General features: G+C 54.9%; 7 protein-coding genes. 3 read left to right on the top strand and 4 right to left on the bottom strand.

Features of this window, described 5'->3' with window-relative positions; translation table 11 throughout:
- Positions 1–371: 371 nt before the first annotated feature.
- Both QZ554_RS07065 and QZ554_RS07070 read left to right on the top strand, forming a co-directional pair.
- Positions 372–1,673 (top strand): acetyl-CoA hydrolase/transferase C-terminal domain-containing protein, encoded by a 1,302-nt coding sequence (locus QZ554_RS07065; RefSeq protein WP_297195375.1) that lies wholly within the window; start codon positions 372–374, stop codon positions 1,671–1,673.
- Positions 1,674–1,875: 202 nt separating this feature from the next.
- On the top strand, positions 1,876–2,622 hold the full coding sequence (locus tag QZ554_RS07070; RefSeq protein WP_297195377.1) for a WGR domain-containing protein: 747 nt from the start codon (positions 1,876–1,878) through the stop codon (positions 2,620–2,622).
- 147 nt (positions 2,623–2,769) lie between these two features.
- On the opposite strand, the gene QZ554_RS07075 is transcribed toward QZ554_RS07070, so the two are convergent.
- The 4 genes from QZ554_RS07075 to QZ554_RS07090 all read right to left on the bottom strand — a co-directional run bounded on the left by QZ554_RS07075 (position 2,770) and on the right by QZ554_RS07090 (position 10,048).
- Positions 2,770–4,362, bottom strand: a complete 1,593-nt coding sequence (locus tag QZ554_RS07075) for a RagB/SusD family nutrient uptake outer membrane protein (RefSeq protein WP_297195379.1) — start codon at positions 4,360–4,362, stop codon at positions 2,770–2,772.
- A gap of 12 nt (positions 4,363–4,374) precedes the next feature.
- On the bottom strand, positions 4,375–7,686 hold the full coding sequence (locus QZ554_RS07080; protein ID WP_297195381.1) for a SusC/RagA family TonB-linked outer membrane protein: 3,312 nt from the start codon (positions 7,684–7,686) through the stop codon (positions 4,375–4,377).
- A gap of 252 nt (positions 7,687–7,938) precedes the next feature.
- The gene (locus QZ554_RS07085; RefSeq protein WP_297195383.1) at positions 7,939–9,129 is read right to left on the bottom strand and encodes an AGE family epimerase/isomerase; all 1,191 of its coding nucleotides are present in this window, start codon (positions 9,127–9,129) and stop codon (positions 7,939–7,941) included.
- A 1-nt stretch (position 9,130) separates the two neighbouring features.
- Positions 9,131–10,048 (bottom strand): dihydrodipicolinate synthase family protein, encoded by a 918-nt coding sequence (locus QZ554_RS07090; RefSeq protein WP_297195385.1) that lies wholly within the window; start codon positions 10,046–10,048, stop codon positions 9,131–9,133.
- Between the two features lie 819 nt (positions 10,049–10,867).
- Here QZ554_RS07090 and QZ554_RS07095 point away from each other — a divergent pair.
- Positions 10,868–11,873: TonB-dependent receptor plug domain-containing protein (locus QZ554_RS07095; RefSeq protein ID WP_297195387.1), on the top strand; the 1,006-nt coding region annotated here is incomplete at its 3' end.

Below are 11,873 nucleotides of genomic sequence, written 5' to 3' on the forward strand. Positions count from 1 at the left end.
TAAGGTGATTGGAGCGAACATACCGAGTCCTCTCTAGCGTTCATTACGTGTCCTCGGATAGGGCTCTCGGAATGCCCACTACGAGGATGGTGTAAAGTCAGATAGGGAGGGAATGTTACGGGGGAAGATCTTCGTATGTCGGGGGGAGCTGGGGCGGAGGGGGAGATCTAGGTCGAGAGGGTAGAGTGAACTTAGAGTGAGCCTAGAGTTCATAGGGAGATAGAGAGGGGGATCAGATGGTATTTATATCTTCCGAATACTTGCTATATTTGCATTGGGAGTTCTCTAGGGGAGTACCATATACCTTATAGAGAGCCTACCCTCCCTCTCGAGTACGAAGAGGTATGATTAGCGACTTATAGCTTACTATTATGAGCACGAACTGGCATGAACACTATGTGAGCCATACTACTACAGCCCATGAGGCTGTGCGTACCGCTATCAAGAGCGGTGATTACCTCGTCTTTGGGCACGCAGTCGCTGCCCCCGTCCAGATCGCCAAGGCACTGTATGATGAGCGGGAGCTCTTTATCGACCTCAAAGTCTTCCACATGCTCTACTTCGGTGAGCCGTGGCACCTACGTCCCGAGATGAAGGGACACCTGCATCCTATCCTTAACTTCCTCGACAAGAATAGCCGCCCTGCCTATGCCGAGCAGCGTGTGGACTTCCTCCCCTGTTACTTCCATGAGGTGCCCGAGCTGCTACGCACGGGGGATTATCCCGTGGATGTCGCTGTCGTGCAGGTGAGCCCTCCTAATGAGGAGGGGTACTGCTCCTTCGGGGTCTCGTGTGACTATACGAAGTGCGCTGCCGAGGTCGCCCCGATCGTCATCGCCGAGGTGAACAAGCAGATGCCCTTCATCGGTGGCGACAACCTAATCCATGTCACTAAGCTCGACTATATCGTGCCCACAGATGAGCCCCTCGCAGAGATCCCAACAGCGAAGATCGGCGCTGTGGAGCAGCGTATCGGTGAGATCTGCGCCGAGCTGATTAACGATGGCGATACCTTGCAGATCGGTATCGGTGCGATCCCTGATGCCGTCCTACAGAGCCTCGGGGATAGGCGCGACCTGGGGCTACACACCGAGATGTTCACCGATGGGGTCATGCACATGATCCGATCGGGCAATATCACGGGGGCAAGAAAGACTCTACACCCCTACAAGGTGGCTAGCTCCATCATCATGGGCTCACGTGAGCTGTACGACTTCATTGATGGTAACGAGATGATCGAGATGTATCCTGTAGACCACATGAACGATCCCTACGTGGTAGGACAGAACGACAACATGGTCTCCATCAACTCCTGTCTAGAGATCGACCTCTGCGGTCAAGTCGCCTCCGAGGCTATCGGTCTCGACCAGTTCAGTGGCACGGGGGGACAGGTGGACTACCTACGTGGAGTGAAGCGCTCGAAGAACGGACGCTCGATCCTCGCCTTCACCTCCACGGCCAAGGGTGGGACGAGATCTCGCATCGTCCCCACACTCTCGGCAGGGGCTACTGTCACCACTAGTCGCAACGATGTAGACTATGTCGCTACCGAGTATGGAGCGGTGCGGCTAAGGGGACTTAGCCTACGTGAGCGAGCCATAGCCTTAGCGAATATTGCCCACCCAGACTTTCGTCCAGCACTCCTAGAAGCTATCGCATCACGCTTTGGTTAGGTGAGGACGTAGGATTAGGGAGGTGCTCTCTAAAGGAATTGTCACAGGAAATATCTTGACTAGTGATATTTTCTGTGATAATTCGTTATATTTGTACGATTACTACACATAGTATGGTATCACTATATCATGCTCACTGAGGTGCGATCGTGGTACACCAGTGACTAACTATAAACTAGTTTGTACAGAGATGATCAGGGTAATGCGTTTAGCGGATGATAAGTCTGATAAGTTCTGGCGCATAGAGACTCTAGGGCCTGCCTTCATGATTAATTGGGGGAAGACGGGTACCTCGGGTCGCTATGGGTTGAGGGAATTCCCAGATGAGCAAACATGCCTAGCTCAAGCAAGCGAACTCGTGGATATAAAGACACAGAAGGGGTATACCGATCTCCACGACTTCGACCCGATGAGCCAGTACTACTATGATGACGACTCCATAGGTCTGCATCCCTTGACAAGCCATCCTACGTTTAGAAAGTACTTCACGGAGCCATTCTACTACTCCAGCATAGCAGATGCCGCCCCCTTCGGTAGCGATGAGGGCATAGATGCACTGTGGGAGCTATCGGATCTTCTCCGTCGAAGACCCCACGCAGAGCTTGGGGACTTCCCCCAGCAGCTCCTGAACCGACTCTACAGCCTCCCCTATCATCCTCCCCATGGTGAGACAATCGAGGAGCTAGAGGGGCTAAGAGAGGCAGAGATAGCGGGTAAGCCAGCCCTTCGCCAGCTCCAGCATACCGATCAGGTGATCATAGCTGCAGCCCTAGCGCAGATCAAGATCACGGGTCAGCTCCATCCTAGTCTCTATCGCCTAGCCCTGCTAGCTATAGAGCGCCTAGGTCGCATCGCCATAGCTCGAACAGGGACTCTAGTTACGATGACCAGCGAGACACTAGCGAGCATAGCACGAGACCTGAAACGCTACTGGGCAGCACAGTCCTAGGGCTTGACACTCTAGGAGACCTCCTGGGATACCATCCCCAGTAGGCTAGAGCGATCAGAGGGGAGAGATCAAAATAAAGCAACCGAGGCTAAGGAACATCCACGTTCCTTAGCCTCGGTTGCTTTATGGGTACTGTGCTCGGTGAGCTTAGTAGCCAGGTGTCTGCTTGATCTTGGGGTCTTGGCTCATTACCTCGCGATCGATAGGCCAGAGGACCTTGTAGGCCTCATCCTCAGAGAGTACGGGCGTGGAAGCCTTAGGCAGATTGGGATTGTCGGGGTAGTTGCCCTCAATCGAGAAGACCAGTGGCTTCTTGGCTCCATCCTGCAGACGGATGAGGTCAAAGAAACGCTTGTACTCACCTACGAACTCCTTCGTCCGCTCCTGTAGGATAGCGAGCTCAGCAGCCTCCACCGTGGTATGGGTGTACTCATGCCCTGCAAAGGCAGCCCCATAGGCACGCTGACGTATGGCATTGATCTCCACTGAAGGGTCTTCGCCTAGGGCATTCTTGACCTCAGCGAGCATCAGCAGGACATCAGCATAGCGATAGAGTATGATCTGACTATCGTAGATATGCTTGCCATCGGGGTAGGTGCGTCCGATGTACTTCTTCATCACCGAGCCTAGACGGTAGGGAGCCTTACGCCCAGCCTGGAACTCAAAGAAGGTGGCCGCACGACGTGTGTCCGTCTCATCGAAGCTCTTGACGAGAGAATACTTGTACTCGTTGAAGAGGCGTCCTGTTCCCTGAATATTCAGGGGGTCATCGGGTAGAGGGTCACCATTCAGATCTCGGGCTGCACCTGCGAAGCGGATCTGGTTGTAGAGGTACTCCCGATAGTCATTCGTAGCCTCATTACGATCGAAGTAGAGGGCTAGGATCACTTCATCTCCCCCTCGCTTGGTGGGATCGAAGATGGAGGCGAAGTTGGACTCCAGTTGGTACTTATTACTATTGATCAGTTCCTCTAGGGTACGACGAGCTATGGCGAGGTCAGTAGCACCCGTAGCGGTATGGTCTCCTGTGGTGACCTTGGCAGACCAGAGGTAGATCTCGGCCTTGAGCATCTTCGTCGCACCAAGCGTCCACTCCATCTTACTCCCTTCATAGGCCGAGGAGGCGAGGAGTGCCTCGGAGCGGTCGATGTCCTGACGAATGAGCTCTAGCGTCTGCTGTGCCGAGGAGCGGGCCTTGTAGTAGTGGTCGGTAGAGCCTACGGGCTTGGTCGCTACTACGGGCTCCGTCTCCAGTGGGACGCCTCCATAGGCACGATAGAGCAGGAAGTAGTAGTAGGCACGTAGACCATAGCCCTTGCCTAGCAGTAGGTGACGCTCCGCCTCAGAGAGGAAGGGGCAGTCGTCGGAGACCTTCTTGATGAAGAGATTGACACGTAGGATACAGGAGTAGAGCCCGCCCCAGTCCTCGATGCTTACCCGCTCGGCACTGAGGAGGTTGCGCTTGAGCTCAGGCTGCTGTAGCTGCTCGCCCGTAGCGGCGGTACCTACCTTCATCGTGCCTGCTCGTAGCTCACCGAAGGCACGTATCACGCTATATCGCCCTCTGAGGTCGCTGTGTAGGGCTATGAGGTTGGCCTCTACCTGAGCCTTGCTCGTCCAGAAGCTACCCTCAGAGTGGTGGTCGATAGGTGGGAGATCCAGTAGACCTTTACACGAAGAGGTCGAGAGACCTAGGAGGAGCAGGAGGCCAAGGAGGGTGGCTTGTATATGCTTGTTCATTGCAGTCATTGATTAGAGTCCTACATTAAGGCCGAACATGAAGACACGGGGCAGAGCATATCCACCCCAGCCACTAGCACCGGGCTCAGGGGAGTAGACGTACTTGGCAGCGGTGAGGTAGCCGAGGTTCTGTGCCGTGAAGGACAGCTCTAGGCCATTCATCGAGAGGCGCTTCGTCCAGGCCTTGGGGAGCTGGTAGCTGAGCGAGATCTCGCGCAGAGCAAGGTAATCACCTCGGTAGATGAACATCGAGGAAGGACGATTATAGTTGAACTTCCCTACTATATCCATCGGCAGATAACGAGGATACTTGGCCTGGCGGTTGGACTCGCTGTAGGTGTGGTCACGAGCTAGCGTGATGGTGTTAGCCCCCTCACGAGCATTCCCCATGATCTCGGGTGTGCGGTAGTCGGTGACATGATGCCCTACGGCATAGTCCATACGTATGCTGAGACTGAGTCCACGATAGCTTAGCTCGGTGGAGAGTCCTCCAGTGAGCCAAGGGTTCTTGTTCCCTACCTTTACTTGGTCGAACTGGTCGATGACTCCATCCCCATTGACGTCTCGCCAGCGTACATCACCCGGCTGTATGGGGAAGGCTATGCCTAGGTCACGCTCCATTTGGCTGAGTGCCTCCCAAGCCTTAGGCCCATAGAGGGGACGTGCAGGCATCTTATCGATGAGATTGCCTGGGATCTCGTCGGGGCTGCGATACAGACCATCCGCTTGGAAGGCATAGATGTCTCCAGGGGATTGTCCCTCCTGTAGTCCTCCGACCCAAGTCTTCTCATTGCCCTTACCACTATAGACCTGGATAGCATCCTGACGGTTACGCTCTAGGCCATTGTAGGGGAGCTTGAGAATGGTGTTCTTATTGACTCCAGCGTTGAAGTTCACACTCCACCTCCAGTCTCCTGCGGTAAGGATCTTAGCCGAGAGGTCGAGCTCGAAGCCACGGTTACGTAGCTGGCCGTTGTTGGTCTGATGCTGGTTGATCCCCGTGTGAGAGGGTAGGGTGATGTCGGCTATCTGGTCTGAGGTGATGCGGTTGTAGTAGGTGAGGTTCAGCGTCAGACGATTGTCCCAAAGACCGAAGTCACCCCCTACCTCGAAGGTGTTAGTCTTCTCCCAGAGCAGATAGGGATTAGGGATCTGGGAGAGCCCCATACCTACCTTGCCTCCATAGCGGGAGAGGTTGTAGGAGCCACGTAGAGAGTAGGGGCCGATGCCCGATACATTCCCGTTGCTCCCGTAGCTGACACGTAGCTTACCGAAGCTTAGGACATCCGATAAACCTAGTGACTTGAAGAAGGGTTCACGTGTGAAGACCCATCCGCCCGAGATACCGGGGAAGAAACTCCAGCGATGCTCTATCAGCCTAGAGTAGCCATCGTAGCGACTGACAAGAGAGAGGAGGTAGCGGTCAGCATAGTCATAATTGACTTGTCCGAAGTAGGAGAGGATACGCTCCCGAGTATGTGCTGTGCTGGTCTTGCGCATGCCCTTCTCGTCACTGGTGTAGCTGAGTGAGCCGAAGTCATCCGACTGTGCGCCCTCACCTGAGGCAGAGAGTACCTTGGTATAGCTGTCGTAGTACTCCGTCCCTACGAGTGCATTGATATGGTGTCCGTGGAGCTTGCCCTGATAGTTTAGGACAGCATTGTACGTCTGGTCGAGGGTCTCGAAGGCAGAGGCTGTGCTCTTGCGGGTGCGGTTGTAGAGCCCAGGAGCGATTAGGTGGTCTTTCTCGAAGTCTTCACGCCAAGTCTGGCGGAAGAACCAGAGTCCACTCACCTTGAGATCTAGGCCAGAGAGGATACCGAAGACGAAGCTTTGGTTTAGGCTAAGCTTATTGGTCTTGTGGTCATTGACAAAGGCATCCTTGATGAGCCTCCAGTTCAGCTCCTTCTCTCCGAGACCGATGAGACGCTCCCCCTTGTCATTATAGCCCCTGAAGGTCGGTGGTACGCTGGACATACGTCCGAAGTAGTCGGCATCTGCATTCTCTCCATTGGGGAGCTTGTCCCAAGCTGCACGGGAGAAGGAGACACTGCTCTTGGTCGTGAGCCAAGGACGGATCTTGTAGTCGGCATTGAGCATTAGGCTCACACGCTTGTACCAGTCTATGAGGGCATTCCCCTCGCTGTGGTTATAGCCGAGGTTGGCATAGTAGTTCCCTCGGTCATTGCCCCCTGTGAAGCTAAGGTTGTAGTCCTGACGCAGGGCAACCTCACGGATGTTCTCCTTGCGCAGGGAGAACTCTGAGTAGATAAGCTTCTTGCCTGTTACGGGGTCAGTCATTGTCTTCCAGCCCTTATCCAGTAGGTGCTTGAGATTGTCTTCGTATTCGTAAAGCCCGTAGAGCCCCTCGGGAGACTTATTGCCATCGTAGGGCTGACCTTGGGGATCGTAGTAGGAATGTCCTGTGCCAAAGCCTACGTTGCTCGTGAGGGGAGACATATCGCCGAAGCCTACGTAGTCCCCCGTACTATTCTTGTATATCTGAGCATTGTCACGCGTAGCGATACGCTGCAGGCGGATATAGTCCTCCGCCCCTAGGTACTCGTAGAGGTCGTGGTGGACGTTTGCGCTTACCTTGGCTTTGAAGCGAATTTCACTATAGCCAGCTTTGCCTCGCTTGGTGGTGATTAGCAGTACGCCATTGTTGGCACGGGCGCCATAGATAGCTGTCGCACCTGCGTCCTTCATCACCTGCATCTGCTCTATGTCCTCGGGGTTGATGTCACTGAGGTCACTACGTACCTGACCATCGATGACAACTAGGGGAGATCCCTCCCCTGTGAGGCTCGTACCTCCACGTAGGATCATACTGGGGGTAGCGCCGGGACTTCCCGAGAGCTGTAGCACACGTAGACCTGAGACGGCACCGGAGAGTGCTTGGGCGGGGTTAGAGAAGAGCCCCTTGGCTAGTGTCTCATTGCGGACCGAGCTAATGGAGGTGGTTATCTTGCCTCTTAGTTGCTGTGCTCCATAGGCAGTGACGACGACGTCGCCGAGGAGCTTGGTGTCCTCACGTAGCGTCACGACTAGGAGTTCGGAGAGTTGCTTCCGATCTATATTGATTGTCTGTGGGAGGAAGCCGATGCAGGAGACGGTGATCTTTGCCTGAGAGCCCCGTAGCTGGAGTCGGAATCTTCCTTGGTTATCGCTTAGGCAGCCGTGAGAGGTACCTTCCTCACGGATGCTGGCTCCAGGGATCGGCACCTGTGATGTGTCCTGGATCAGACCCGTAAGGATACGTTCCTGAGCCCAGGCGGGTAAGCTCAGACACAGAGCTAGGAGAAAGAGTAGCGTACTTTTCATACTCTTGTGCTTGGATTAGTGGTTCGTGTTGTGTTATGTAGTAGGTAGTACCTCCTCGGTGTCATAGGGGCAGAGCGACGAGGTGTAGAAAGAGTAAGTACGCAGCACTCCCGCTAGATCCTCATGGGAGACGCCCCCTCATCCCATCCCGTGGTATGCCTCCTGAGGGCAAGAAAGGGTGGGGGAAAGGTGGGAGAAGACTCCATGAAGACATAGCGGGAGTACTGTGGAGGGTTTGAGGAGCTACTGGGGCTAGTCTAGCTGCTGAAGTAGCTCCTGACAGAGCTGGTAGCCCTTGATCATCATACGAGGGATGTGGAAGGGGCCTTTGAAGAGATTGCCCTTAGCGTTCTGGGCAATAGAGCCGTCTCTGTGCAGGTAGCCATACCACTCCCCATGAGTAGGATCTGGGAAGTGTGCATAGGTCCAGTCACTGATCTGGCGGTGGAGCTTCAGATAACGCTCATCACGGGTCATCTGGTAAGCGTAGAGGGTGGCAATGATAGCCTCTGTCTGAGGCCACCAGAACTTCATGTCCTGAGCATAGTCTTGACATGGGAAGCCCTTACAGTCACGGAAGTTGATGATGCCCCCGTAGACATCGTCCCAACCCCACGCCCAAGACCAGTCAAAGATCTTCTTGCCAAGTCCGATCAGGTGCTTGTCGCCGCCTCGTGCCTTTGCCTCTTCTAGGAGGAACCAAGCTGTCTCGATGCAGTGACCTGGGTTGATGAGTCTCCCCTGAAGAGTGTCTATGAACTCCCCATTAGGACCTACCATCTCTAGGAGGGCCTTGTACTCGGGGTGAATGAAGTGAGCTTCTAGGGCTCGTATTGATCGCTCTATTTGCTCGTCCAGCAGAGGGTCTTGTATAGCCTCTCGGATGCGACTAGCAGTATTGATGAGAATCATCACGATGGAGTGCCCCTCAGCCTTCATATAATCCGTGTACTTCGGAGGGAGGAAGCCTGGGGTGGTGAGGAAGCGCTGGATGTCTCGGAAGAGCCCTAGAGCCTTCTCTGCGTATGCCATATCACCTGATGCGAGGGCATACTCACTGAAGGCGATAGCCGCGAAGGTCTCGCTGAAGACGTAGCGACGCTTACGAAGGGGAATTCCCCGCTCTGTCACCTCGAAGTACATACGCCCATCGCTGTCGAAGCAGTGACGCTCGATGAACTCGATCGTCAGGCGTGCTGCCTCCAGCCATTCGGGGCGACGCTCGATCTGGTTGTAGGCAAACGAGGCCACAAAGGCAAAGCGTCCCTGGAACCATACGCTCTTGGTCGTGTCCATCAGCTTGCCTTCTCGGTCGAGGCAGGTATAGATACCGCCGTGCTTCCGGTCGAGACCATGCTCTAGCCAGAAGGGCAGTATATCGTTCGTTAGGTCTTCACGGTATCGGTCTCGCCAGTAGGTGAGGTAGTTCTTGATATGTTCCATACTAGAAGGTGTTGCCCTTAGCAAAGAAATTGATCGCCTCTAGCTCCTTCTTCATCTGTGCTTCTTCCTCAGCGGTCATGTTGCGGAATGGGGTACGGTTACCACCGAGATCTAGTCCCATGAGCTTCATGATGCGCTTACCACCTACGATGTTGCCACGGTAGCGACAGATGACATTGATCACCTCTTGGTTGTAGTTCTGTAGCTCACGAGCCTTGTCGAGGTTGCCCGCACGGAAGGCCTCGATGACCCCCACAAGGACATTCCCGCAGTAGTTGGCTGTACCGCTGATGCCTCCCTGCACGTCGCAGGCAGCTAGCCCTGCTAGTAGGGTCTCGTCTTGCCCGTGAAGGAGGTCGTACTTCCCATCCTTGTAGAGCTTACATTGGTTGTATTCGTATAGGCTCTCATAGGTGTACTTGATCCCAGCGAAGTTAGGGATGCGTCCATCGACAGCCTCTAGGAACTCGACCATGGGGAGGTAAGCACCATTGAAAACGGGGATGTGATAGTAGTAGAAGGGCAGCGAGGGAGCCCCAGCGGCGATCTCCTCACAGTACTTCACGAGTTCCTCCACACGTCCTACCTTGGGGAAGGGGGAAGCCATAGCACCGATACCCCAAGCCCCAATCTTGGCAGCGTGCTCAGCTAGCTGGCGGGAGGAGCGTACACAGGTACTACCTACATGTACGATGATCTTGAAGTCTCGGGGGGCAACCTCCACCCATTTCTCGGCTAGGCGCATACGTTCTTCATCGCTTAGCATGTAGCCCTCGCCAGAGGAGCCATTGATGAAGACGCCCTTGAGACCATTCTTATGAAGCATAGCTGCATAGCGAGCGATAGGCTCATAGTTTACCTCACCATCTGGGGAGAAGGGAGTAAAGGGGGCTACGAGGAGCCCTTGGATCTTTTCCATTGATCTAGGTATATATGTAATGTGTACAGTTGATAGCTCTGCATACCTCCATCTGCACCTAGGGGGCGGAGGCGATAGAAACTAAGTCTCAGGCAAAGATAACCGATATTTTCCGTTGCACCGCACCGAGCCAGAGCGAGTGGGGCATTTCCCCTCCTCGCCCCGCCCTCCTGGGGATACTCGGAGCACTACCCTGCATGCTCCCCGTCACGTAGCTGTCGGTATCTGAGCCTAGGGTATGCCCCTCTACCCCGCTCCCTAGAGTATTATGGTATCGTCTCCCCTCCGCCTGTCCCTCCACCTCGCCACCTCGTGCGCGCGTACCTATTATTATATATGAGACTAGGGGGAGAGGATGCGAGTAGGGGAGGGCGGACACCAGACATCCCTAGAGGTCGGGAGCCAAGAGGCTGAGGAGCATAGGCCGAGGGTAGAGACCTCCGTACCCTAGGGGTAGATTGGGTGGGTATACTCCTACTATCTAGGGCGGGGGAGTATACACGTGTGTACACTGTTGTATACCCACGTGTACACAATAGTGTACAAGCGTGTACACTACCTCGCTCTAAGTATCGTCTCGTAGGTCGCTCCGATAGACGTGTCTCTGCTCTCTCGGGAGGATCTACTTCACCCCTCTCGATAGCCTCCAGAGAAGGTTCCCTCAGAGGTATCCGTTTAGCTCTATTCTGTACTTTGTCAGGCGATGAAATGGGGTATTCGTACTATTTCGTGACTAGAAGTAGGGAAAATCCCAATGTGTGTTAAAACTTAGGTCTCGAGAATATACCTTTGTGCAACCAAAGGAGAAAATTATCACTAATGAATAGCTTACTATCAATAATGAACGACAAGCGTGGGGGAGTCCTCTCCCTGACTGTCTGTGCAGGGCTTCTTGCCCTCGCCTCTCCCGTCCTCGCCTCTGCGGAGGAGCGGGATAGCCTCGCCACCCACCTGCTAGATGAGGTGATCATCAGTGGCTACGTCCCTCAGCGTATGACTGCCCCCTCGGGTAAGGCTCCCGTGAGCCTGACCTGGATCAACGGCAAGGAGCTCGGGCTGTACCGCATCCAGAGTGTGACGGATCTGACGAGTCGTGTCCCCAGCCTCTTCATCCCCGACTACGGCTCCAAGCGTAGTGCCGCTATCTACCTCCGTGGGAGCGGTGCTCGTAGCACGGGGCAGACGATCGGGCTGTATCTGGACGGGGTGCCCGTGCTGAATAAGTCGGGCTTCAATCTTGACCTCCCCGGGATCGCTGGTGTCGAGGTGCTGCGAGGCCCACAGGGGACGCTCTACGGCCGCAACGCTATGTCGGGGATCATCAGCTATTATACCCGATCGGCTTTTGACCGAGCTGGTGGAGAGGCTCGCCTCACAGCTGGTACGCAGGGCTATCTGCGTGCCTCGGTGGAGCAGGCTCTACGCCTCAGTGAGACGCTCGGGCTCAGCTATGGCCTCTCGGGCTCGATGCGCCAAGGCTACTTCTACAACGAGACTACCAAGGCCAAGCAGGACAGCCTACGTATGGTAGCGGGCTTCGCCAAGCTAGAGTACCGCCCCAACGACCGCCTAGATATGGCACTCAGCCTACAGGGTGACTACGTGAACCAAGGGGGCTTCCCCTATCGTCTGCTGGACATCCGCACCCGCAAGCCCCTCCCTCTGGCTGCCGATGCCCCAGAGACCTATGAGCGACATGCCGCTACGGCTCGCTACCTCGTCGGCTACCGTGTGAGCGATGCACTCCAGCTCCAGTCCGCTACGAGCTACCAGTATCTGTATGACCGAGCACAGCTCGATATGGATGCCTCTAGCATGCGCCTCT

This window comes from uncultured Porphyromonas sp., from assembly GCF_915070105.1.
In the GTDB taxonomy this organism is placed as follows: Bacteria; Bacteroidota; Bacteroidia; order Bacteroidales; family Porphyromonadaceae; genus Porphyromonas.

Coding starts and splice junctions, on each gene's coding strand:
- QZ554_RS07065 (WP_297195375.1), top strand. CDS start 372: ATGAGCACGAACTGGCATGAACACTATGTGAGCCATACTACTACAGCC.
- QZ554_RS07070 (WP_297195377.1), top strand. CDS start 1,876: ATGCGTTTAGCGGATGATAAGTCTGATAAGTTCTGGCGCATAGAGACT.
- QZ554_RS07075 (WP_297195379.1), bottom strand. CDS start 4,362: ATGAACAAGCATATACAAGCCACCCTCCTTGGCCTCCTGCTCCTCCTA.
- QZ554_RS07080 (WP_297195381.1), bottom strand. CDS start 7,686: ATGAAAAGTACGCTACTCTTTCTCCTAGCTCTGTGTCTGAGCTTACCC.
- QZ554_RS07085 (WP_297195383.1), bottom strand. CDS start 9,129: ATGGAACATATCAAGAACTACCTCACCTACTGGCGAGACCGATACCGT.
- QZ554_RS07090 (WP_297195385.1), bottom strand. CDS start 10,048: ATGGAAAAGATCCAAGGGCTCCTCGTAGCCCCCTTTACTCCCTTCTCC.